Source organism: Bradyrhizobium vignae (genome assembly GCF_900324035.1).
Lineage (GTDB): Bacteria > Pseudomonadota > Alphaproteobacteria > Rhizobiales > Xanthobacteraceae > Bradyrhizobium > Bradyrhizobium vignae.
In genome coordinates this window covers 3437506-3458403 of the sequence record NZ_LS398110.1, presented here as the reverse complement: position 1 = coordinate 3458403, position 20898 = coordinate 3437506, and the positions used below count along the sequence as shown (strand labels likewise).

The 20898-nt window shown below is 64.7% G+C and carries 24 protein-coding genes; 8 read left to right on the top strand and 16 right to left on the bottom strand.

The window, feature by feature from the left end:
- Positions 1-158: 158 nt before the first annotated feature.
- Positions 159-413, top strand: coding sequence for a GCG_CRPN prefix-to-repeats domain-containing protein (locus BRAD3257_RS16775; RefSeq protein ID WP_122402725.1), 255 nt, complete (start codon positions 159-161; stop codon positions 411-413).
- 164 nt (positions 414-577) lie between these two features.
- On the opposite strand, the gene BRAD3257_RS16770 is transcribed toward BRAD3257_RS16775, so the two are convergent.
- On the bottom strand, positions 578-865 hold the full coding sequence (locus BRAD3257_RS16770) for a twin-arginine translocation (Tat) (protein WP_122406605.1): 288 nt from the start codon (positions 863-865) through the stop codon (positions 578-580).
- A 120-nt stretch (positions 866-985) separates the two neighbouring features.
- The gene (locus BRAD3257_RS16765) at positions 986-1330 is read right to left on the bottom strand and encodes a hypothetical protein (protein ID WP_122402724.1); all 345 of its coding nucleotides are present in this window, start codon (positions 1328-1330) and stop codon (positions 986-988) included.
- 129 nt (positions 1331-1459) lie between these two features.
- Between BRAD3257_RS16765 and BRAD3257_RS16760 the strand changes: the two genes are divergently transcribed.
- On the top strand, positions 1460-2113 hold the full coding sequence (locus BRAD3257_RS16760; RefSeq protein ID WP_122402723.1) for a glutathione S-transferase family protein: 654 nt from the start codon (positions 1460-1462) through the stop codon (positions 2111-2113).
- Between the two features lie 7 nt (positions 2114-2120).
- Here BRAD3257_RS16760 and BRAD3257_RS16755 read toward each other — a convergent pair whose 3' ends face one another.
- Together BRAD3257_RS16755 and BRAD3257_RS16750 are read right to left on the bottom strand one after the other, a co-directional pair.
- A complete protein-coding gene (locus BRAD3257_RS16755) occupies positions 2121-2468 on the bottom strand; it encodes a hypothetical protein (RefSeq protein ID WP_122402722.1) in 348 nt (115 codons plus the stop codon).
- Positions 2469-2599: 131 nt separating this feature from the next.
- On the bottom strand, positions 2600-4132 hold the full coding sequence (locus tag BRAD3257_RS16750; RefSeq protein ID WP_122402721.1) for an acyl-CoA carboxylase subunit beta: 1533 nt from the start codon (positions 4130-4132) through the stop codon (positions 2600-2602).
- A 142-nt stretch (positions 4133-4274) separates the two neighbouring features.
- On the opposite strand from BRAD3257_RS16750, the gene BRAD3257_RS16745 reads away from it, so the two are divergent.
- The 3 genes from BRAD3257_RS16745 (at position 4275) to BRAD3257_RS16735 (ending at position 6144) form a co-directional block, all read left to right on the top strand.
- Positions 4275-4679, top strand: a complete 405-nt coding sequence (locus tag BRAD3257_RS16745; RefSeq protein ID WP_122402720.1) for a DUF4260 domain-containing protein — start codon at positions 4275-4277, stop codon at positions 4677-4679.
- Between the two features lie 169 nt (positions 4680-4848).
- Positions 4849-5445, top strand: coding sequence for a hypothetical protein (locus BRAD3257_RS16740; protein ID WP_122402719.1), 597 nt, complete (start codon positions 4849-4851; stop codon positions 5443-5445).
- Positions 5446-5652: 207 nt separating this feature from the next.
- Positions 5653-6144: a hypothetical protein gene (locus tag BRAD3257_RS16735; protein ID WP_122402718.1), complete on the top strand. Its 492-nt coding sequence runs from the start codon at positions 5653-5655 to the stop codon at positions 6142-6144.
- On the opposite strand, the gene blaOXA is transcribed toward BRAD3257_RS16735, so the two are convergent.
- The 8 genes from blaOXA to BRAD3257_RS16690 all read right to left on the bottom strand — a co-directional run bounded on the left by blaOXA (position 6141) and on the right by BRAD3257_RS16690 (position 14159).
- The gene (gene blaOXA, locus BRAD3257_RS16730; protein ID WP_376707289.1) at positions 6141-6980 is read right to left on the bottom strand and encodes a class D beta-lactamase; all 840 of its coding nucleotides are present in this window, start codon (positions 6978-6980) and stop codon (positions 6141-6143) included. The genes BRAD3257_RS16735 and blaOXA overlap by 4 nt on opposite strands.
- 51 nt (positions 6981-7031) lie before the next feature.
- Positions 7032-7295 (bottom strand): EscU/YscU/HrcU family type III secretion system export apparatus switch protein, encoded by a 264-nt coding sequence (locus tag BRAD3257_RS16725; protein ID WP_122402717.1) that lies wholly within the window; start codon positions 7293-7295, stop codon positions 7032-7034.
- Entirely contained in the window at positions 7292-8896 is a 1605-nt protein-coding gene (gene fliK / locus BRAD3257_RS16720; protein WP_162500232.1) for a flagellar hook-length control protein FliK, read from the bottom strand. Before fliK ends, BRAD3257_RS16725 begins: the two co-directional genes overlap by 4 nt.
- A gap of 54 nt (positions 8897-8950) precedes the next feature.
- Positions 8951-9739 carry an ATP12 family chaperone protein gene (locus BRAD3257_RS16710; RefSeq protein WP_122402716.1) on the bottom strand — a complete coding sequence of 263 codons (789 nt, stop codon included), beginning with the start codon at positions 9737-9739 and terminating at the stop codon, positions 8951-8953.
- 75 nt (positions 9740-9814) lie between these two features.
- The gene (locus BRAD3257_RS16705; protein ID WP_244607971.1) at positions 9815-10087 is read right to left on the bottom strand and encodes a hypothetical protein; all 273 of its coding nucleotides are present in this window, start codon (positions 10085-10087) and stop codon (positions 9815-9817) included.
- A 64-nt stretch (positions 10088-10151) separates the two neighbouring features.
- Positions 10152-11366, bottom strand: a complete 1215-nt coding sequence (locus tag BRAD3257_RS16700; protein WP_122402714.1) for an RluA family pseudouridine synthase — start codon at positions 11364-11366, stop codon at positions 10152-10154.
- 52 nt (positions 11367-11418) lie between these two features.
- Positions 11419-12756: a replication-associated recombination protein A gene (locus BRAD3257_RS16695; RefSeq protein ID WP_122402713.1), complete on the bottom strand. Its 1338-nt coding sequence runs from the start codon at positions 12754-12756 to the stop codon at positions 11419-11421.
- Positions 12753-14159 (bottom strand): DegQ family serine endoprotease, encoded by a 1407-nt coding sequence (locus tag BRAD3257_RS16690; RefSeq protein WP_162500231.1) that lies wholly within the window; start codon positions 14157-14159, stop codon positions 12753-12755. Before BRAD3257_RS16690 ends, BRAD3257_RS16695 begins: the two co-directional genes overlap by 4 nt.
- Before the next feature lie 411 nt (positions 14160-14570).
- On the opposite strand from BRAD3257_RS16690, the gene BRAD3257_RS16685 reads away from it, so the two are divergent.
- Positions 14571-16172 carry an OprO/OprP family phosphate-selective porin gene (locus BRAD3257_RS16685; RefSeq protein ID WP_122402712.1) on the top strand — a complete coding sequence of 534 codons (1602 nt, stop codon included), beginning with the start codon at positions 14571-14573 and terminating at the stop codon, positions 16170-16172.
- Between the two features lie 156 nt (positions 16173-16328).
- Here the strand turns inward: BRAD3257_RS16685 and BRAD3257_RS16680 are convergent, their stop codons facing one another.
- Complete coding sequence (locus BRAD3257_RS16680) at positions 16329-16703, bottom strand: winged helix-turn-helix transcriptional regulator (protein WP_122402711.1); 375 nt, start codon at positions 16701-16703, stop codon at positions 16329-16331.
- 121 nt (positions 16704-16824) lie between these two features.
- Between BRAD3257_RS16680 and BRAD3257_RS16675 the strand changes: the two genes are divergently transcribed.
- Positions 16825-17838 carry a zinc-binding alcohol dehydrogenase family protein gene (locus BRAD3257_RS16675; protein ID WP_122402710.1) on the top strand — a complete coding sequence of 338 codons (1014 nt, stop codon included), beginning with the start codon at positions 16825-16827 and terminating at the stop codon, positions 17836-17838.
- A 196-nt stretch (positions 17839-18034) separates the two neighbouring features.
- Here the strand turns inward: BRAD3257_RS16675 and BRAD3257_RS16670 are convergent, their stop codons facing one another.
- From BRAD3257_RS16670 to BRAD3257_RS16660, 3 genes are all read right to left on the bottom strand, one after another.
- Positions 18035-18541 (bottom strand): hypothetical protein, encoded by a 507-nt coding sequence (locus tag BRAD3257_RS16670; RefSeq protein ID WP_244607970.1) that lies wholly within the window; start codon positions 18539-18541, stop codon positions 18035-18037.
- A 61-nt stretch (positions 18542-18602) separates the two neighbouring features.
- Complete coding sequence (locus tag BRAD3257_RS16665; RefSeq protein ID WP_122402709.1) at positions 18603-18899, bottom strand: DUF1330 domain-containing protein; 297 nt, start codon at positions 18897-18899, stop codon at positions 18603-18605.
- A gap of 8 nt (positions 18900-18907) precedes the next feature.
- The gene (locus BRAD3257_RS16660; protein WP_122402708.1) at positions 18908-19696 is read right to left on the bottom strand and encodes an SDR family NAD(P)-dependent oxidoreductase; all 789 of its coding nucleotides are present in this window, start codon (positions 19694-19696) and stop codon (positions 18908-18910) included.
- A 282-nt stretch (positions 19697-19978) separates the two neighbouring features.
- Here BRAD3257_RS16660 and BRAD3257_RS16655 point away from each other — a divergent pair, with 282 nt between their 5' ends.
- Entirely contained in the window at positions 19979-20860 is an 882-nt protein-coding gene (locus tag BRAD3257_RS16655) for a Bug family tripartite tricarboxylate transporter substrate binding protein (RefSeq protein WP_244607969.1), read from the top strand.
- Positions 20861-20898: the final 38 nt, after the last annotated feature.

Genomic DNA, 20898 nt, shown 5'->3' with positions numbered 1-20898 from the left:
TGCGTGGAACGTTCATGCCGCATTCAGATCGTGATTGGCAGGCTTGGCTCGCGACGTGTTGGCAGGTCCCTGATTTAACGTGTCGAATCGTGTCTCTTGATTCATCCTGCGCTGCAAGCGCCCCTAAGCCTGACCTCAAGGACAAGAAGGAAGATCCAATGAAATACCTGTTTGCGGCCGTCATGCTCGCCAGTGCGGTCGTCGGTTTCAGCGAGGCGGCCAGCGCCGCCGGCGGTTGCGGCCCGGGCTGGTATCGCGGCCCCTATGGCGGCGGCTGCCGTCCGATGCGCGGCGCGGTCGTCGTTCGCCCCGCCCCCGTGGTGGTCGCCCCGGCGCCGGTCGTCGTTGTGCCTCGCGCGCGCGTGTGCCCCTACGGCTTCCGCTGGTACGCCGGCCGCTGCCGCCCGATCTGATCTCGTCCATTTGCGTTGCGGAGTGGCCGCGCGGCGAAAGCTTGCGCGGCCATTTCCTTTAGATTGCTCCCGACGATTCCATCCGCCGTGGAACTGGAGCGCCTTGGAACCAAAACGGGGATCGCCAGCTGCGATCCCCGTTCAATTTCCGCCGTGGGGCGAACTTACCAGTAGTGGCGGCGGTGCCAGCGCCGGTGATGCCGGCGCCAATGACGGCGGCGCCAGCCCCAATGGTGGCCGCGCCCATGCCAGTGCACCTGCTCAGGCGTCAGCTTGGCGGCTTCCTCGCTGGTCGTGACGGCAGGATGAACGTCGGGACTGCCTTGCGGCGTGCGGGCGGCATTACCAAGCGGCTGCGGTGACAACGGCGCGGCCTGCGCGGCGGTCGCGGCGAAGGCGGCGGCGCCCGCCGTCATCCCCAATGCAAGTTTCAAAAAGTTCCGGCGCTCCATGACTTCTTCCTCTTGGATCATCGTAAGAGTGATGCACAAGGAGTGTCGCGATGACGACATGAACCGAAGCTGAATCGCATATTCAGATTCACGATGAAGCCGAGAGGCGAAGCGCCCGGATTACGCTTGCGCCTCATCCGGGCTACAGGATCTCGTCGCGAACTCCTGCGCCAGCACCAACGTCTCGCGCGAGCGCTTCACGTCGGGCCAGTCGCGGTTGAAGTCGGCAACGAGCCTTTGTAGCGCATCACCTTGCAGCATCGCATTCAGCTTGGCCTCGTCATCGAACTGATACATCGCCTGGTGCAGGGAAGGATCGTCCAGGCTCCAGAAGCGCCAGGCCTTGGCTATGCCGAACGCCTTCGCTGCATCGGGCAGATGTTCCGTCTCGTACCATCGGTCGAAGGCGGCGCGCTTGTCGGGATCGGTGATGATGGCGCGGACGATGAAGAACGCTGACGGCATCGGGTTTCCTCCCATTGTTTGCGGCGAGACTAGCCGCTTCGGCCGCCGGGTACAAAAAAAGCTGGCGCCCATGTCGGAACGCGTGTTCTTCGTACGACCTTGCTTCGAACTACGACATGGAGATGCGGCATGGCCGACCTCACGCTGACCACCTTCGACTGGGTTCCCGAGATGCCCAGGGGTTTCGTGCGCGACCTCCGCGTGCGCTGGGCACTGGAAGAAGCCGCCCTGCCCTATCGCGTCGCCAGCGTGCCGTTCGGCGATCGCGGCGCGGCGCATCTTTCGCACCAGCCCTTCGGCCAGGTACCGTGGCTGACCGACGGCGACCTCTCGATCTTCGAGAGTGGCGCGATCCTGCTGCATCTCGGCGAACTCAGCGAGACGTTGCTGCCAGCAGATCCGCGCGGCCGCAACGAGGCGACGAAGTGGGTGTTCGCGGCGCTCAATTCAGTGGAGATGCCCAGCCTGCCCTGGACCATGTACAAATTCATGGGCATTGACGACGGTTCGCCTGCCGTGAAGTTCGTAGACGACTTCTTAAAGCTCCGCCTCAAGCACCTCGAGCCGGTGCTGGCTGCCCGCGAATGGCTGGCGGGCCCCTTCTCCATCGCCGACATCCTGATGGCAGACGTGCTCCGGGTGGTCGATCGCTTTGAGGGACTGGCGAACAGCCCAGCCTGCCGCGCCTACGTGACGCGCGCCACGGCGCGGCCGGCGTTCGTCAAGGCGCGCGCCGACCAGATCGCTCATTTCGCGGCGGCGGATAAGGCGCGAGGCTCGTGAAGGCGCCTCACACCAGCTTGAGCGGCGTATCGGCGACCACACGAAGATCGATGCTGCCGATCAACGCCGAACGCCGCGCCTCGGCGGCACCGATGGCGTCTTCCGTCTGCCGCAACGTGCTGATGTTCGAGCCGAGCGAGACGATCCCACCAAGAACCAACGCGATCGAGCCGAGCGCCGCGGTCTGACCGAAGCCAAACAGGCCGAGGATCGTAACGAGCAGCAGCGCCGCCCCGCCACCGATGGCAATCTTGGACGCCAGGATGTATTTGCGGCACCGGTCGGCGATCTCGGCGAGCGCCTCGATCCGATCTTCGATCTGTGAAATTTCATCGGTCAGATCGTCTTCGGTCATTGGATTTCAAGATTAGGAGCTCGATTGCGGATGGAGCGTCGTCGCTAGGTCATTCTCAGCCAGGCAGCTTGCCCCCAACCGTCCATTCGAGGCACCATGCGGTTTTGTACATAAAAGCGCCTGTGACCTCCTCACAACGGCAAATTGTCGTGCTTCTTCGCCGGCATTTCCGTTTTCTTGTCCTTCAGCATCGCCAATGCCCTTGCGATCCGCTTCCTCGTCGAGTGCGGCATGATGACGTCGTCGATGTAGCCGCGCTCGGCCGCGATGAACGGCGACAGGAAGCGGTCCTCGTATTCCTTGGTTCTTGCGGCAATCTTGTCGGGATCGCCGAGGTCGCTGCGAAAGATGATCTCGACCGCGCCCTTGGCGCCCATCACCGCGATCTGGGCGGTCGGCCAGGCGTAGTTCATGTCGGCGCCGATCTCCTTGGAGGCCATGACGTCGAAGGCGCCGCCATAGGCCTTGCGGGTGATGATGGTGACCAGCGGCACGGTGCACTGCGAGTACGCGAACAAGAGCTTGGCGCCATGCTTGATCAGGCCGCCATATTCTTGGCTCGTGCCCGGCAGGAAGCCCGGCACGTCGACGAAGGTGACGATCGGGATGTTGAAGGCATCGCAGAAGCGGACGAAGCGCGCGGCTTTCCGCGAGGCGTCGCTGTCGAGCACGCCGGCCAGCACCATCGGCTGGTTGGCGACGAAGCCGACGGTGCGCCCCGCAATGCGGCCGAAGCCGGTGACGATGTTCTTGGCGAAGGCTTCCGCGATCTCGAAGAAATCGCCCTCGTCCACGACCTTCAGGATCAGCTCCTTCATGTCGTAAGGCTTGTTCGGATTATCGGGAATCAGCGTGTCCAAGGACATGTCGACCCGCTCGATGGAGTCGAAGCTCGGCCATTCCGGCACGCCGTCGGTGTTGTTGGACGGCAGGAAATCGATCAGGCGCCGCATCTGCAGCAGCGTCTCGACGTCATTCTCGAAGGCGCCGTCCGCGATCGAGGAGCGCGTGGCGTGCACCGAGGCGCCGCCGAGCTCTTCGGCGGTGACGACCTCATTGGTCACGGTCTTCACCACGTCGGGGCCGGTGACGAACATGTAAGAGGTGTTCTTCACCATGAAGATGAAGTCGGTCATCGCCGGCGAATAGACGTCGCCGCCGGCGCAGGGGCCCATGATGACGGAGATCTGCGGGATCACGCCCGAGGCCAGCACGTTGCGGCGGAACACGTAGGAATAGCCGGCGAGCGCGGCAACGCCTTCCTGGATGCGGGCGCCGCCGGCGTCATAGAGGCCGATGATGGGCGCCCTCGCCTTCATCGCCATGTCCTGGAGCTTCGTGATCTTCAGCGCGTGGGTCTCGGACAGCGAGCCGCCGAACACGGTAAAGTCCTTGGCGAAGACGAAGGTCTTGCGGCCGTTGACGGTGCCCCAGCCGGTGACGACGCCATCGCCCGGCACCTTGGTCTTCTCCATGCCGAACTCGGTGGAGCGGTGCTCGACGAACATGTCGAACTCCTCGAACGATCCCTTGTCGAGCAAAAGCTCGATGCGCTCGCGCGCCGTCAGCTTGCCGCGGGCGTGCTGCGCCTCGATGCGCTTCTCCCCGCCGCCGAGCTTGGCGCCGGCACGACGATCTTCAAGGGCGTCCAGAATGTGTTTCATTTGCTCCCGCCAGGTCTTAAGTGATGCGGGGTTCTAACACGGCATTTTGCGGGCCGGAAAGCCGCTTTCGCGGTCGCAGGGCTGCCCTGCCGTAGCGGGAAAGCGCAAGGAATTACAGAGTTTTGGCACGAAGAGGCGGACCATGGATGAGGGCGTAGCCGAGACCGGCACGGCGACCGGCGGCGTCAGGCTGCTCTTGCGGCTGGAGGGGCTGACGCTGTTTGCAGGCATGACCCTGCTCTACGCCGCCTGGGGCGGCTCCTGGATGCTCTACCTGCTGCTCTTCCTGGCGCCGGACTTGTGCTTCCTCGCCTACCTGTCGGACGCGAGGTTCGGCGCGATCGTCTACAACGCTGCCCACAGCTACATGGCGCCGGTTACGCTGATGACGCTGGGCTTCGGCCTTGCCTCGCCCCTCACCTTGTCCATCGCCTTGATCTGGCTCGCCCATATCGGCATCGACCGGGCGCTGGGCTATGGCCTGAAATATTCGGCCGGCTTCGGCTTCACCCATCTCGGGCGGATCGGACGGCAGGACAGGACCTGACCTCTCGGTCTTGGCGGCGGACGGGACGGCAATTTTGCCACGGCTTTCCGTTGACCGGATCAGCCGATTCAGGCTTGCTGCAACTCGCGGACAGGCGCCGAATGTAGCGTGAGCTCAGTCGGTACGGCGGCGGTCATCGCGCCCGACTGGCCCCTTTTGGCATTCACACATGTCCGCGACGGTCGTCCCCCTGCCGCCGAACAGCGCGTCCGAAACCATCGACTTCCTGCGGAGAATGGCCAGCATGGTGTCAGGGCGCAACGGCGAGAAGCTGCTGCGCGCAGCGAGCCTGATCCAATCGCTGTCACAGCGGGAAATGTCGGCGGAGCGGCTGTTTCACGAGGCGCAGCAAGAAAGCAGACGCCATGCGGAGCTGCATGAGGCCGCCGAGCTCGCCTCCGATGCCATGATCGGGCAGATCGAGACGATGCGGACGCAGCTCACGGAGGTGACCAGCGCTGCCGCCGCCGAGCGCACCGCATTCGATGACGAGCGCGGCAAGCTGCTCTGTCTGATGCAGGATGCGGAAAGCCATATCCGCAGGCTCACCGCCGAGCTGGAGGCGCTGCGCGCCTCCGTCGACGGCTTCAACGACACCGTCGTCTCCGTGCCGATCGAAGTGCTGCGGCAGGCGCGCACGCAATTCGATTACCTCTCGAACGGCTTTGCCGGCAGAGGCGATGTCATCTCGCAGGCGATGAGCGAGATCGGCGGATTTGCGATCGACCAGGCGCTGACGGCGAAGAAGACGGCCGACTCGGCCTGAGGCGGATGCGCGCGGGCCCCTCACCATGAGGAGCCAGCACGTTCCCGCAGGGCAAAAGATCTCATCAGGAAGTCCGCCCAGGCATCATTGTCCCCTTTCCCGGTCGCGAGGCCAACCCGGCAGCCTCGGCGAAACCGGCGGACCTCCAAGAACCGTTGTCCGGTTCGCGCGTTGGAACGGTCAAATCCCTACGATGGAGATCCGCAAATGACAGGATATGGTATTGCGCGGGCAGGCCTACTCATGACGGCGCTGTGCCTTCCTTGTAGGGCTGATGCAGCCCAGGCTGCGGCATCTCCGTTTGTCGCCATGGCCGGCACATGGTCGGGCGGCGGCACGCTGAGCACGACCGATGGCGGGCAAGAGCGCCTGCGCTGCCGCGCAGCCTACAACGTCGCCGCAAGCGGCACCGAGCTTCGGCTCAATCTGAGATGCGCCAGCGAAAGCTACAATTTCGATCTCACGGGCGATGTCGAATATCGCGGCGGCGCCATTTCCGGCTCATGGAGCGAAGCCACGCGCAACGCATCCGGCACGATCTCGGGGCGCGCGGTCGGAGACCATGTCGACGCAGCCGCGCGCGGCAACAACTTTTCGGCCAATCTGTCGCTGACGACGCGGGGAAGCCGCCAGAGCATCTCGATCCGCCCACAGGGCACCAATGTCACGGGAGTTTCGTTGGCGCTCAATCGGCGCTAGATCGCGCCAATCTCGGCGAGACACGCCTGCGTCAGCGGCATTCGCTCGGCGATGAGCCGCTGCTCGCGGCAATCCATGTTGAGCGCGAATACGGTGTGCGCCTCGCCCTTCTCGGCCCAGCCGACCATCCAGCCCAATGACGGCTCACCGCGCTCGGCCCCCAGCAATCCGGACTTGGCGCGGATGACGCTGTCGCCGACCTTGGTCACCGGCAGGATGTCGGCGACGAGATCCTGGCTGCGCTTGCTGATCGGCAGCGCACGGCGGCGCAGCCGATCGACGAAATCGATCTGTTCAACCGGATCGATGCGCAGAGCACCCGTGAGCCAGAACTGGTCGATGCCGCCGCCGATGTCGCGATTGCCGTAGTCGAACTCGTCGATATATTTTTGCATACGCTCCTGGCCGATGCGGCGCGCGATCTCCTGATAGACCGGCACCGCGCTGACCGCGATCGCGCTGCGCAGCGTGTGATCCTTGTTCCAGGCCTCGATCGGACGCTTGACGCCGTCCCAGGGAAATACGTCCTTGTCGGGATCGGCGACGACACCGGTCTCCAGCGCGATCAGCGAGTTCGGAATCTTGAAGGTCGAGGCCGGCAACTTGCCCTCGCCCGAGCGCTCCTTGTCGCTGGCGACGATCAGATAGTCCTCGACCTTGTAGCCGACGAAGGTGCCTGACGTACCGAGATCGGTGAAGCGTCTTGCAAGTGTGTCGCGGATTTCGTTGCGCGGCGGCGCGACATGAGCGCGCGCAGGTAGCGGCAGGATCGCGGTTGCGGCGAGGAGGCCGAGGGTGGAGCGGCGGGTGAGCAAGGGCGGTGTCCATTGAGCCATGAAAGGGACGGCTACAATGCCGCCGATATCTGGTCAAACGATGACAGCGTGCTAGCGTCCCCGGCCCGACAGCCGCAGCACGAACACCAGCACCTCGGCGACGGCTTTGTAGAGATCCGGCGGAATCTCCTCACCGAGCTCGACCTTGGACAGCGCGCCGGCCAGAATTTCGTTCTCCTCGATCGGGATGTCGTGCGCTTTGGCGATCTCGACGATCTTTTCGCCGATCGTGCCCCTGCCCTTGGCGACGACGACAGGCGCGCCAGAACCCTTCTCGTAATGCAGCGCGATCGCGAGCCTGGATGGATCGCTCATGTCGCTCGATCCAGGAAGTGGCCGGCGCGGGCCGGCGCCGGTTGCGGCGGCGCGCCGTCGCGGACCACGATATCACCGGGGTTGAGCTCGGCCCTCGTCAATGCCCGGCTGAGCTCACCGACGCCCGCACGGAGCTGCTGCGCCGTTGCCGGCCGCTCCGCCCACATCCGCACGAAGGTCTTGTCGCCGTTCAGCGTGATCAGCGCATGCACGGGCCCCGCCGGCTCGACATTAAGCGAAAAGCGCGCGCGCCAGGCGCGCTTGGCGGGATCGGCGGGCTCGTTGCCCCCATCGCGCGAGATCTCGAACTGCGCCATCGCGGTGCCCTGCGGGGTTGCGAAGGGAATCTCGAAATTCCACTGCGGCACGGCCGGATCGATGCGATGCCCGCTGGCATCGGTGCGATCGGGAAGCGAGGCAACTTGCAACAGCGTCTGCCGCGCGATCGCGGCATCGGTATCGTCGAGCAGGCGATGCACGATGGCAGCGAGCGGCGTATCCGGCGCGAGCGATGGCGCGGCGATGGACTGCGGCGCGGGCAATGCACCGCGGAATGGCGGCGGCGGCGCGTGTGCGGCCTCGAGGATATCGCCATCCGGCACGGCCTTGTTGGCTCCCGGCGCGTTGCCGGTCAGGCGCGGCAGGTTTTGCGCAACCTCTTGCAGAAGGCTCGCGGCAAGACCTGCGGACATGGTCCGTGTCGCCGCCTGCGAAACGCCACCTGCGATGTCGGCGAGCACGGCAGCCGCGGGATTGGCGCTGCGCGGCACTTGCGGCTGTTGGGCGAGTTCGGTTGCTGGCGATGCGGCCTGCGCCGGCTCACCTGCTGCCGCCGGTGCGGCGCCGGCCTGCGGTGTCCCCGCGGCGCCAGTCGGAACCAAGGTGCCCTGCGTCGGCGGCACCGCGGTCTCAATCGTGGCCAGTGCCTGGCGCAGCACCAGCAGCGCCGCTTTCAAATCGGGCATTGTGCCAGACGACGGCGTCGCGCCCGCGGCGAGCGAAGCCTCCAGGAAAAGCCCTGATTTCTGGAAGGCCGATTCGATATCGCCGCCACCGAGGCCGGTGTCGAGCGGCGTCTGCTGCGCCAGCACGTCCAGCACCGCCTGCTTCAACCCCGGGGGCAGATGACTGCCGGTGACGACGGAGGCCAGATTGGCAAACAGCGGCGCCTGGCTGCCCTGCCTGGTGACGGCCTCGGCCGAAGCCACCGTGACGGCGACCTGCTCCGAAGGCGTCAGCGTGCTGCGTGCTGCGCCAGCCGATGGCGCAAGCGGCGGGCTCTCCACCAGCGAGGCCGCACGCGGCGTCAGCGTGACCAGGTCGGCGGACGCCTCGCCTGCCCCGCCCACGATGGCGAGGCGGATGGTACCGTCCTGCTGCGACACCGCCAGCTGGAGATTCTGCCCGGGCGACAGCGCGACTTCCGACATCACCTCGAGCGATAGATTTGCGATCGCGATCCGCACCAGATTATCGGCGAGGACGCTGACCACCCTGGCATCGACGACACTGCCGGCTTGAATGACAAGATCAGGTGTCGCCGCGTCAGCCAAGGGGCTTGCGGCGCTGACGGGAACGATGGAGGTGACCGGCGTCGGCATTTCAAGAGCCTTGGGGAGCGCCGGCTACCCTAACGCTGCGTCGTAAACCTCTCGTTAAGGACCTGTGGGCGGTCTTACGGCCGCCAGCACCGCCACGGCCGCCTCGAAATCCCTGAGGCGGACGGCCCGACGTTCAGCTGCTTCCTCGTCCACGCCCCATTGCTCGGCGTTCCAGTCCTCATCGACATGGGCGGCGGCCCAGACCTGGCCGGCGTCCCGCGCGCCATGGGCGAGCGCCAGCGCCAGCAGCGCCGAGCCGGTCAGGGTGGTCACCACGTGGAGCGCGGCGACCGACCAGGCATCCTGCGGCAGCGCGGCGCGTGCGGCCCGAACGGCCTCCTCCGGCTGCTTCACATGCATGATGCCCTCGGACAGGATGAAATGCGCGCCCAGCGTCTCCGCGGCCCAGAACAGCACGGGATCCCAGTGCGCGGCCTCGCGGGCGACCAGTCCCTCGGGATGGCCGGCACGATAGAACAGCAGGTCAGACTCGAAATATTTTGCGAGGTCGGCGCTGACGAGCTCGACGCGGTCGACGACTCCCTCCACCACACTGTTGGCTATCCGCGTCAGCGGCATGGCCAGGGGATCGATCGTCTCGCCCTGGGCTGCCCATTCGGCGGCGACTACATCCGCGAGCTCGCGCGAAGGGATCACCACCTGACGACCGGACGGCGTGCGGATCGGCTTGCCGTCGAGCACAACGACATACCCGCCCTCGGCCTCGCTCACGCCCGCCTCCTGGTAGAAGCGCTTGCGCTGCGGCGGACGTGCCGATTGGCGTGCCGCCTCGCGCGGATCGGTCGGGGATTGCCCCGCAGCTTCATCGAACAATTCGCGCATGTCGGTGTTTCGATCCCTTGTCGTCAACCAAGTTACCAGTGCCGTCGTGGCTTCGCCACGATGACGATGGAGCTGCTAGTTCGCGCAACTGCGCGCATAAGTGCCGCGATCGGCCGGGCCCAGTCCTGCGGCTGCAGCGTCGTCGAGGCACTTCGAGACGCGATCGCTGAACGAATTACGCGGAAGCGGCCGATCGTTGTAACTCGGCGGCGCATCGAGCCGCGGAACCTTCGGCGCCTCGATCTTCGGCGGCGGTGGCGACGAAGGCGGCGGAACGACCTGCGAGGGGGCCGGCAACACATATTGTGCCTGAGCCCCATGCCCCATGAGCAGCGCGATCGAAGCCATGAGACAGATCGAGAGCCGTTTCATGGGCCATATGTTGTGCTGCGACCGCTCCCGTTCAACTCAGCTATTCTTCAGGCGCGTTTTCGATCGGATCAAATCTGGCTGCGTCAAGCCCGAGCAGGTTCCACGACTGCTGCATGTGTGGCGGCAACGGCGCGGTGGCGTCGATCACGCCGCCGCGCGGATGCGGAATGACGATGCGCCGCGCCAAGAGATGCAGCCGGTTTTGCAAACCGCCCGGCAGCTGCCAGTTCTCGATATTGAAATATTTGGGATCGCCAACGATGGGATGGCCGATATGAGCCATGTGGGCGCGCAGCTGGTGGGTGCGGCCCGTCACCGGCTTCAACGAGACCCAGGTCAGCTTGTTGCCGGCGGTCTCGACCACCGCATAATAGGTCACCGCGTGGCTTGCGCCTTCATCGCCATGCTGGGCGATGCGCATGATGGTGTCCTCCTCGCCCTCCTCTTTCGCCAGGAAGGTCGAGATGCGGCCCTGCTTGGGCTTGGGCAGACCGGGCACCAGAGCCCAATAGACCTTTCGCGCCGAGCGCGAGCGGAACGCGCCGGTCAGATGCGAGGCGGCAAAGCGCGTCTTGGCGATCAGGAGACAGCCCGACGTCTCCCGGTCGATGCGGTGCACGAGGCGCGGCTTCTGGCCCTTGGCGTCGCGCATCACCTCCAGCATCTGGTCGATGTGGCGTGTCATGCCCGAGCCGCCCTGCACCGCAAGGCCGGCAGGCTTGTTCAGGACGAGGACGTCGTCGTCCTCCCAGATCGTCATCTCCTTCAGCGCCTTGAGCGTCTTCTGCGCAGCTTCCGAAAGCTCGCCGACCACCTTCGGCGCGTCGAGCTTCAACGGAGGAATGCGGACGCTCTGTCCCTCCTCCAGACGGTCCTTGCTGTCGACGCGCTTGCCGTCGACGCGCAGCTCGCCTTTGCGGACGACGCGTTGGATGTGGGAGAACGACAGGCCGGGAAAGCGCGCTTCGAGGAAGCGATCGACGCGCATGTTGTTCTCGTCCGCCGTCACGGTGACGGTCTGCACCTTGGTCGGCAGCAATGCTTCGACCGGTTTTGCCGGCGCAGCTTTTTCCAACATAACTTTGGGCGTACGCCGCTCGGCGTGCTCGCCCGCAAAGCGGGGTGGCTTGCTGCCGGGCTTGCCGCCCGGACGCGACCCCACCTTCTTCGCGCCGCGCGTCTGATGCGGACGCGCGTCCTCACGCTCGTCACGCGAACGGGGCCTTGGATTCATTCTTTTGATGCGGCGGCTCATGATTGCCTGCCTAGCCTAAAAGCGGCCTTTCGTCACGACGAAATGGTCGCCTCTAGCGCGAGCCGCCCCGCTCCTTGCGCAGCTTGGCCCAGTAATCCAGCCGCTTGCGGATCTCGCGCTCGAAGCCGCGCTCGGGCGGGTCGTAGAAGGTCTGGCGGCCAAGGGCTTCCGGGAAGTAGTCCTGGCCTGAGAAGGCATCCGGGGCGTCGTGGTCGTATTCGTAACCGGTGCCGTAACCTTCCGACTTCATCAGCTTGGTCGGGGAATTGAGGATGTGCTTTGGCGGCAGCAGCGAGCCGGCCTGCTTGGCAACTTGCATCGCGGTGCCGAAAGCGGTGTAGACGGCGTTCGATTTCGGCGCGGTGGCGAGGTAGACGACAGCCTGCGCAATCGCGAGCTCGCCTTCGGGATGGCCGAGAAAGTCGAAGGCGTCCTTGGCGGCATTGGCGATGACGAGCGCCTGCGGATCTGCAAGTCCGATGTCCTCGACCGCCATGCGCACGACGCGGCGGGCCAGGAACAGCGGATCCTCGCCGGCATCCAGCATGCGCGCAAGATAATACAACGCGGCGTCGGGATCGGAGCCGCGCACCGACTTATGCAGTGCCGAAATCAGGTTGTAATGGCCGTCGGCCGACTTGTCGTAGATCGGCGCACGGCGCTGCAGGATCTCCTGCAACTGCGCGGCATTGAAAATCTCGTCCGCTCGCGCCGAACGCCAGACCTCTTCGGCAAGCGTCAGCGAGGCGCGGCCATCGCCGTCAGCCATCCGCACCAGCACCGCACGCGCCTCGGCATCGAGCGGCAGCTTCTTGCCCTCGACCGCTTCAGCATGCGCGAACAATTTTTCGATCGCAGCAGCATCGAGCGAGCGAAACACCAGCACGCGTGCACGGGACAGAAGCGCCGCGTTGAGTTCGAAGGATGGATTCTCGGTGGTGGCGCCGACCAAGACGACGGTGCCGTCTTCCATCACGGGCAAGAACGAATCCTGCTGGGCGCGGTTGAAGCGATGCACCTCGTCGACGAAGAGCAGCGTGCCCTTGCCCATCTCGCGGCGGGCGCGCGCGGCATCGAAGGCCTTCTTCAAATCGGCGACGCCGGAGAACACCGCCGAAATCTGCTCGAAATGCAAATCCGTCGCGTCCGCCAGCAGCCGCGCCACCGTGGTCTTACCGGTACCCGGCGGGCCCCAGAAGATCAGCGAGCCGAGCGTGCGCGTCTCCAGCATGCGCGTCAGCGCACCGTCGGGGCCGAGGATGTGGTCCTGGCCGACGACCTCCGACAATGTGCGCGGACGTAGCCGGTCCGGCAGCGGATGCGGAGCCTCGTGGTCGAGCCCTGCCGCGGCAAAGAGAGTCGGCGTCTGCTGTGGTCGCTTCGGACTCATCCGCCCAGCGTGACGTTGATCTGCTGGCCGCCGCGCACCAGCGTGATGCGCCAGAGCCGCGGCCGCTCGCCTGCGGCCTTCTCGAGGTCGCCGGTCCTGCCGATCTTCTGGTTGTTGACGGCGAGGATGATGTCACCCTTCTGGAAGCCGACACTTGCGGCCGCGGTATCGCCGCCGATATCGGTGATCACCACGCCTTCGGTGTCGGCATCCAGATGCAGCTCGTCAGCGACCGCCGGCGTGATGGTCGCAATCTTCGCGCCCTGGAACGGCGACCGCGCGGTGATGACGAGCTCGTTGCGCCCGGTGTCGGGTGCGGTCTCCAACGCCACGGTCAGCTTGACCGGCTTGCTGCCGCGCTGCACGTCGATTTGCGCGGTGCCACCGAGCGGACGGGTGGCGAAGCGGTAGTCGAAAGCGTTGGGATCGTCCACGGTCTGGCCGTCGATCCCGGTGATGAGGTCGGAGGACTTCAAGCCGGCCTTCGCCGCGGGGCCATTCGGCACCACGCTTGCGACCAGTGCACCGGTCGGCGAGCGCAGGCCGAGGCTTTCGGCGATCTCCGGTGTCACCGCTTGCAATTTTGCCCCGAGCCATGGCCGCTTCACCGCTTTGCCGCCGCTCTTGGCGGAGGCGACGACGACGCGCACCATGTTGGCGGGAATCGCAAAGCCGATGCCTTGCGAGCCGCCGGAGCGCGAATAGATCGCCGTGTTGATGCCGGCGAGCCTGCCGCTCATGTCGACCAGGGCGCCGCCGGAATTGCCGGGATTGATCGGCGCATCGGTCTGGATGAAGAACTGGTAGTCGGTGATGCCGACCTGCGTGCGCGCGAGCGCCGAGATGATGCCGTGGGTCACGGTCTGCCCGACGCCGAAAGGATTGCCGATCGCGAGCACGACGTCGCCGACGAGCAATTCGTCGGAATTGGTGAAGTCGAGGGTCGGGAATTTCTCCTTGGTGTCCTTCAGGCGCAGCACGGCGAGATCGGTGCGGGAATCCTTGAGCAGGATCTCGGCCTCGAACTCGCGCTTGTCCGACAGCGACACCTTGACCTGGTCCGCGCCCTCGATGACGTGCACGTTGGTGACGACGAGGCCGGAGGCATCGACGATCACGCCGGAACCGAGCGAGCGCTGCATCTGCTCGGGCTGCTGGCCCGGCACGCCGAAGAAGCGGCGAAAGATCGGGTCGTCCAGCAGCGGATTGCGGTTCTGCACCACCTTGGCGGCATAGACGTTGACGACCGCCGGCTGCACCCGCTGCACGATCGGCGCATAGGACAGCCGCAGCTCGGCCGGGGACGACGGGACGCGGCGGTCCTGCGCTGAGGCCGGATTGAAATGGGCCGAAAAGGCCATGCACAATGCGGTGACGGCGGCAGTCCAGGTCGATCGAAACATTCCTACCTCTTGGAAAAGACGCCGGAATATAGGCGCGTTCGCCCCTCAATAGAAGGGCGCCGGACGGCAATATTCGCCCCCTTTTTCCGGTGTGTCCGGCCTGCAAGCCCAGTGTGCGAATCGGCAATTTGGCCAGACTGTCCATTGGCATGATGCGCATCATCCAGCATTGTGGTGAGAAGCGGATTCGGTTGCAGCGAATTAACACCAGTGGGAACCCACGCAACCGGGCGCAGCGTCGCGGGGCAGTCATCGATCACACCTAGGCTCTCCGTTCGCGACTTGGGAAGTGACTTGGGAAGTGACTTGGGAAGTGACTTGGGAAGTGACTTGGGAAGTGACTTGGGAAATGACTTGGGAAGTGACTTGGCAAGTGACTTGGGGAAGTTCGTCAAACGATGGAGGCGTAACGTGAGCAGGACAAGAATTGCAGCCACGGCGATTGGTCTCGCCGGCGTGCTGGCGGCCTCGCAGGCCCAGGCCCAATCGGCAAGCAGCAGCGAGCAGGAAATTGCGCTGCTGAAGCAGCAGCTGAAGCTGCTGGAGCAGAAGCTCGACAAGCTACAAAGCCAGACCGCGGCAAACACCGCCGCGACAGCGAAGGCCAGGGCCGAGGCGAAGGCCGAAGCACGTTCCGAGGCGAAGGCGGTCGTCGCCAACGCCAACGCGGCAATCCCGCTCAAGGGACCGGCGCATCCGTCAGGGGTCGTGGTGACGATGCCGAACAACCGGCCGACCATCTGCACCGCCGATGAGGCCAACTGCGTTGCCATCACCAGCCGCGTGCACTGGGATGTCGGCGGCTACGACTACCGTCCAAACACGGCAGCTACCGTGCCGCAAAAGCTCGACAGCGGCGAGAACGTCCGCCGCGCACGCATCGGCGTCACCGGCAAATTCCTCAATGACTGGAATTTTGCGCTGATCTACGACTTCGGCGGCTCCTCCGACGGATTCGGCGGCGCCGCGCCGGGATCGCTGCCGGGCGGCGGCGTCTCCGGCGTCGAGAACGCCTATCTCAGCTACACGGGCCTGAAGCCGTTCGGCGGACGGATGGCGATCGAGGCAGGCATCATGGACCTGCCCTACACCCTGGACGAGGCCACGAGCTCCAACGACATCATGTTCATGGAGCGCGCCTCGCCCGGCGTGATCGCGACCAATATCGCCGCCGGCGACTTCCGCTCCGCAGCCGGTGCGCGCTGGTTCAACGATCAGCTCTGGATCGGCGGCTATGTCACGGGACCATCGACCGGTGCGATCCATTCCGCCTCGAGCGCTGCCCCCGCGGGCACGAGCGAGCAATATGGCGCCGTGGCGCGTGTCGCCGGCAATCCCGTTAGCGGCAAGGACTATTCGGTCCATATCGGCGCCGACGCGCAATGGCTGATCCAACCGCCGCGTAACTTGATCGCCAACACCCAGACGGTCACGCTCAGCGATCGTCCGGAGTTGCGTCTCGACCCGACCACGCTGATCTCCACCGGCGCCATCGCCAATGCCTCAGGCGCCCAGGTCTACAGCGTCGAGGCGGCGGCGACCTACGGGCCGTTCATCGTCCAGGGCGAGTATTTCTGGTACAATGTGGATCGCACCGCCAACACCGGTGTGCCTCTCGTCGGCGCACCGAGCCTGAAATTCCAGGGCGGCTATGCGCAGGCCGGCTACGTGCTGACGGGCGAAGGCCGGACCTACAATGCGGCGAACGCGGCCTATAACGGCGTCAAGCCGGCGCATCCGTTCTCGCTCGACGGTGGCGGCTGGGGTGCATGGGAGATCGCGGGACGCTTCTCGACGGTCGACCTCAACAATCAGTTGGGAACCGCGACCGGCGTCGCCGGCGGCCGGCAGACCGTCTACACGCTCGCGCTCAACTGGTACGTCAACGGCAATGTGCGCTTCATGCTCGACTATTTGCACGGAACGGTGTCGCGACAGGCCTCGCCGCTCTCGACCGCCGATGTCGGCTCGAAGTTCGACGCGGTGGCGATGCGCACGCAGTTCGCGTTCTGAGACTCTACACCTCTCCCATTGGGAGAAGTCGCGCCGAAGGCGCAGGTGAGGGGTTACGTCGCATCGGAGACGACGGTACCCCCTCACCCGAATTGCTTCGCAATTCGACCTCTCCCCGCTGGGGAGAGGTGAAGAACGACGGCGCCGTTCAACCAGTTACGCCGCGCGCTTCTTCTTCACGACCGGCGGCGGCGGCGCGCAGGACAGCCGCTCCTGATGGCTCTCGCCCCAGGCCTTCAGGATGTCGATGACAGGCTTGAGGCTCTCACCCAGCTCCGACAGGCAATACTCCACGCGCGGCGGCACCTCGGCATAGACCTTGCGGATGACGAGATTGTCCTCCTCCAGCGCGCGAAGCTGTTTTGTCAGCATGCGCTGGGTGATGCCGGGCATCCGGCGGCGCAATTCACCGAAGCGCTGGGTTCCGCTCTGCAGGTGATAGAGGATTACGCCCTTCCACTTGCCGTCGATCAGGTCCAGAGTCGCCTCGACGGAGCAGCCGGGACGACGAGCAAAATTGCGCCGTTTCATGCGTGATTTCCCAATAGTATCCAAACAGGGACTATATCCCCAAATTTACAGTACTTGCCAAATTGAGGCCAGGGCGACAGTTAGAGCGGCGGGCGAACACGCCATCTGATGGAGACAAGCCATGAAGGCCGTCGGCTACAAGAAATCGCTTCCGATCGAGGACGCGGATTCACTGATCGATTTCGAGACCGCAAAGCCTGAGCCCAAGGGGCGCGACATTCGCGTCGCCGTGAAGGCGATCTCGGCCAATCCGGTGGATTACAAGGTGCGCAAGCGCGCCGCCCCGCCCGAGGGCGAGACGAAGATCCTCGGCTATGACGCGGCCGGCGTGGTCGATGCCGTCGGCCCCGACGTGACGTTCTTCAAGCCGGGTGACGAGGTGTTTTATGCCGGCTCGATCCTGCGCCAGGGCACCAACGCCGAGTTCCACCTGGTCGACGAGCGCATCGTCGGCAACAAGCCGAAGTCGCTCTCGTTCGCGCAGGCAGCAGCCCTTCCCCTCACCTCCATCACAGCGTGGGAATTGCTGTTCGACCGTCTCGGCGCCGTGCCCGGCAAAAGCGTCGATCCGCGCACGCTCTTGATCACGGGCGGAGCCGGCGGCGTCGGCTCGATCCTGATCCAGCTCGCGCGCCGCCTCACCGGATTGACCGTGCTCGCCACCGCAACGCGGCCTGAATCGCAAAAATGGTGCCTCGATCTCGGCGCCCATGCAGTGATCGACCACGGCAAACCGATGAAGGAGCAGATTGAGAAGCTCAAGCTGCCGCCGGTCGCGCTGGTCGCAAGCCTCACCTTCACCGATCAGCACTATAAGGCGATCGCCGATTTGATGGCGCCGCAGGGACGGTTCGGCCTGATCGACGATCCGCCCGAGTTCACCATGAGCACGTTCAAGGGCAAGGCGATCTCGGTGCACTGGGAATCGATGTTCACGCGCTCCTCGTTCCAGACGCCCGACATGATCGCGCAGCATCATCTGCTCAACGATGTCGCCGACCTCATCGACAAGGGCGTGTTGCGCACCACGCTCGACCAGACCTTTGGCACCATCAACGCCGCCAACCTCAAGCGCGCGCACGCGCTGCTCGAGAGCGGCAAGTCACGCGGCAAGATCGTGCTGGAGGGGTGGTAGGCGAAGACCTCGTAGGGCAGTGGTGGGCTACGCCGAGTGATGAGTTAGCCATGCGAACGCGCAAAGCGCAGCTCGCCTGGCGTAACCCGCCTCTTCTGCTTCCGCGGAAACACACGCCGAGCAGATGCACCTCGCGCATCTGCCCGGCTACCCAGCTACGAACCTGTCTCTACAAGGTGGCTGGCCCCGCCCTCTCCTACTTTGCCTGGGCTGCGGTCTGGAGCGCCTTCCAGTCGAATTTTTCAGCGAGCGCCAGCCCTTCCTCCTCACTGAGGCCGTCGAAGGAGAAATTGAACAATGCGTCCTTGCCGAGCGCCACGATGAGCGTGCCGGATTTCTGCGGGGTGTTATAGTTCTTGAGCACCTGCATGCCATGCATGGTTGCCGACATGACGTGACCGTCAGGCGTCTGGATATTCATTCCGCTCTGGATCGGCGCCAGCGCGCCGGTGGCCGCCTGCCCAACCATGATTGCGGCCTGGACTCGCGCTGAGCCGCGCGTGTAGTCGCGCGTCGCGGTGGTCATGCTGGCCTCCGACATCTGCATCGACATGCCGTCCGCCTTGCCGCCTTCCCATCCGGCAAGATCGATCAGGAGCGGCAGGAGCCGCTGAAACGGTTGGTCTGCACGCGAGGGCGAAAGCGGCCACAGGATCGTCAGGGCAAGAAAAAAACCGAAAAGCTTAAATCGCGACTGAAGCATTCTCTTCTCCCGGTTGGGCTACCGGGCGAGCATAGCAACGCTTCATTGCGCGAGAAAGTTCTCACGCCGGCGGCACACCCTCGACGAACATCAGACGCCGCTCCAGCGCCGTCCGCCGCAGCTTCAGCGCCTCGGCATATTCCGGCGAGGTGTACCATTCCTTCAACCTCGTCATCGAGGCGAATTCGACGATGACGATGGCCTTCGGCGGCAGGTTGCCTTCGGCAAGCTCGGCCCTCGCGCCGCGGACGAGATAACGTCCGCCGTACTGCGCGATGGTCTTGGCGGCGAGCGCGCGATAGGCCTCGAATCCGTCGGGGTCGCGCATCTCGACTTCGGAAATCACATAGGCCGCCATGCGCCACCTCAGGCGATCGTGTTGACGATGCCGCCCTCGGCGCGCAGCGCTGCGCCGTTGGTTGCGGACGCTTCCTTGGACGCGACATAGACAACCATGTTGGCGATCTCGTCGACGCTGGCAAAACGCTGGATCAGAGAGCTCGGACGATGCTGTTTGACGAAATTGGCCGCGGCCTCGTCCACGGACTGCCCGTTTTGCTTCGCGAGGTCCTTCACGAATGTCTCGACGCCTTCGGACATGGTCGGGCCCGGCAGCACGGAGTTGACGGTGACGCCGGTGCCGCGAGTGAGCTGCGCGAGGCCGCGCGCAACTGAAAGCTGGGCCGTCTTGGTCATGCCGTAGTGGATCATCTCGACGGGAATGTTGAGGCCGGACTCGGAAGAGATGAAGACGATGCGGCCCCAGTTGCGCTTGAGCATGCCCTTCATGTAAGCCCGCGACAGCCGCACGCCGCTCATCACGTTGACCTCGAAGAAGCGGCTCCAGTCCTCGTCGGGGATGTCGAAAAATTCCTTCGGCTCGAAGATGCCCGCGTTGTTGATGAGGATGTCGACCTCGGGCAGAGCGGCCACCAGCGCCTGGCACCCCGCAGCAGTGGAGACGTCCGCGGCGATGCCGCGGATCTTGGCGCCCGTCGCTTCCAGCTTGCGTACGGCTGCATCGACCTTGTCCTGGCCGCGCCCGTTGATGACGACGCTCGCACCCGAGGCGGCAAGGCCCTTGGCGATGGCATGGCCGATGCCGGCGGTCGAGCCGGTCACCAGCGCTGTTTTTCCGGAAAGGTCGATGTTCATGCACTATCTCCATCAGATCGATGACGGGGATATCGGACGCGGCGGATCGGGATGCAATCGGTGCTCACCAAGCAGTGAGGGCCCGCGCTCTTCCTGCGCCCCTTGGACGCCGCGCATCGCTGCTGGAACGATTGTTGCTTGGCCATTCCGAGATTCTCCTGCTCACATGGAAACGGAAGCAACGCGATGAAAAGAACGGCTTTAACGGTTGTGCTCGGGGTGGCCGGTTTGATTGCTGGCAATGCGCCCGCACCGGCTCAGGCGGTCTATCCGGAAAAGTCGTTGCAATTGATCGTCCCCTTCCCGCCGGGCGGCGCCTCGGACGTGGTCGCGCGCATCATCGGCGGCGAGCTGGAGACGCGGCTCGGCAAGCCCGTGATCATCATGAACCGTCCCGGCGGCGGCACCACGATCGCGGCGAAGGAAGTCGCGCGCTCGGCGCCTGATGGATATACCCTGTTCTTCAGCTCGAACTCGAGCTTCACGCTGCCGGCCGCCGTGAAGGAAAGCGTGCCTTACGACGCGGCCAAGGATTTCGAGCCGCTCGGCCAGGTCGGCAAGATCACGCTGGTGCTGGTCACCTACAAGGACAACCCGATCAAGGACGTGGCTGCGCTGGTTACCGAAGCGAAGGCCAATCCCGACAAGCTGTCGCTGGCATCGTTCGGCGTCGCGACCGTGTCACATTTTGCCGGCGAGCTGTTCAAATCGGCCGCCGGAATCAAGATGGTCCACCTGCCCTACAAGGGCAGCGCGCCGGCGATGAACGACCTGATCGGAAAACACATCCAGTATCACGTCGACACTGTCATCGCGGTCAAGCCACAGATCGACGCCGGCACGGTCAAGGTGCTCGCCGTGTTCTCGGCCAAACGCACGCCGTTCCTGCCCGACGTACCAACGCTCGCCGAGCTCGGCTATGGCAATATCGACTTCGCGTCATGGGGCGCCGTCGTCACTCCCAAGGGCCTGCCGCCGGCCGTTCACGACAAGCTGTCGGCAGCCCTGGAGGAGACGATCAACAGCCCGTCCGTGACCGAGCGCTTCACCAAGGTCGGCTTCGAGCCGGGCTTCACGCGCTACAGCGATTGGGCGGCAGCCATCGGCAAGGAGACCGCCGAAATGAAGGACATCGCGCAAAAGGCGGGGATCAAGGAGGAATAGTCCTGCGGATCCGCACAATTCCGGGAACAAAAAACGGC

Excerpts from the sequence above, each read along its gene's own strand:
- BRAD3257_RS16775 (WP_122402725.1), top strand. The coding sequence starts at position 159 with ATGAAATACCTGTTTGCGGCCGTCATGCTCGCCAGTGCGGTCGTCGGT.
- BRAD3257_RS16770 (WP_122406605.1), bottom strand. The coding sequence starts at position 865 with ATGGAGCGCCGGAACTTTTTGAAACTTGCATTGGGGATGACGGCGGGC.
- BRAD3257_RS16765 (WP_122402724.1), bottom strand. The coding sequence starts at position 1,330 with ATGCCGTCAGCGTTCTTCATCGTCCGCGCCATCATCACCGATCCCGAC.
- BRAD3257_RS16760 (WP_122402723.1), top strand. The coding sequence starts at position 1,460 with ATGGCCGACCTCACGCTGACCACCTTCGACTGGGTTCCCGAGATGCCC.
- BRAD3257_RS16755 (WP_122402722.1), bottom strand. The coding sequence starts at position 2,468 with ATGACCGAAGACGATCTGACCGATGAAATTTCACAGATCGAAGATCGG.
- BRAD3257_RS16750 (WP_122402721.1), bottom strand. The coding sequence starts at position 4,132 with ATGAAACACATTCTGGACGCCCTTGAAGATCGTCGTGCCGGCGCCAAG.
- BRAD3257_RS16745 (WP_122402720.1), top strand. The coding sequence starts at position 4,275 with ATGGATGAGGGCGTAGCCGAGACCGGCACGGCGACCGGCGGCGTCAGG.
- BRAD3257_RS16740 (WP_122402719.1), top strand. The coding sequence starts at position 4,849 with ATGTCCGCGACGGTCGTCCCCCTGCCGCCGAACAGCGCGTCCGAAACC.
- BRAD3257_RS16735 (WP_122402718.1), top strand. The coding sequence starts at position 5,653 with ATGACAGGATATGGTATTGCGCGGGCAGGCCTACTCATGACGGCGCTG.
- blaOXA (WP_376707289.1), bottom strand. The coding sequence starts at position 6,980 with ATGGCTCAATGGACACCGCCCTTGCTCACCCGCCGCTCCACCCTCGGC.
- BRAD3257_RS16725 (WP_122402717.1), bottom strand. The coding sequence starts at position 7,295 with ATGAGCGATCCATCCAGGCTCGCGATCGCGCTGCATTACGAGAAGGGT.
- fliK (WP_162500232.1), bottom strand. The coding sequence starts at position 8,896 with ATGCCGACGCCGGTCACCTCCATCGTTCCCGTCAGCGCCGCAAGCCCC.
- BRAD3257_RS16710 (WP_122402716.1), bottom strand. The coding sequence starts at position 9,739 with ATGCGCGAATTGTTCGATGAAGCTGCGGGGCAATCCCCGACCGATCCG.
- BRAD3257_RS16705 (WP_244607971.1), bottom strand. The coding sequence starts at position 10,087 with ATGGCTTCGATCGCGCTGCTCATGGGGCATGGGGCTCAGGCACAATAT.
- BRAD3257_RS16700 (WP_122402714.1), bottom strand. The coding sequence starts at position 11,366 with ATGAGCCGCCGCATCAAAAGAATGAATCCAAGGCCCCGTTCGCGTGAC.
- BRAD3257_RS16695 (WP_122402713.1), bottom strand. The coding sequence starts at position 12,756 with ATGAGTCCGAAGCGACCACAGCAGACGCCGACTCTCTTTGCCGCGGCA.
- BRAD3257_RS16690 (WP_162500231.1), bottom strand. The coding sequence starts at position 14,159 with ATGTTTCGATCGACCTGGACTGCCGCCGTCACCGCATTGTGCATGGCC.
- BRAD3257_RS16680 (WP_122402711.1), bottom strand. The coding sequence starts at position 16,703 with ATGAAACGGCGCAATTTTGCTCGTCGTCCCGGCTGCTCCGTCGAGGCG.
- BRAD3257_RS16675 (WP_122402710.1), top strand. The coding sequence starts at position 16,825 with ATGAAGGCCGTCGGCTACAAGAAATCGCTTCCGATCGAGGACGCGGAT.
- BRAD3257_RS16670 (WP_244607970.1), bottom strand. The coding sequence starts at position 18,541 with ATGCTTCAGTCGCGATTTAAGCTTTTCGGTTTTTTTCTTGCCCTGACG.
- BRAD3257_RS16665 (WP_122402709.1), bottom strand. The coding sequence starts at position 18,899 with ATGGCGGCCTATGTGATTTCCGAAGTCGAGATGCGCGACCCCGACGGA.
- BRAD3257_RS16660 (WP_122402708.1), bottom strand. The coding sequence starts at position 19,696 with ATGAACATCGACCTTTCCGGAAAAACAGCGCTGGTGACCGGCTCGACC.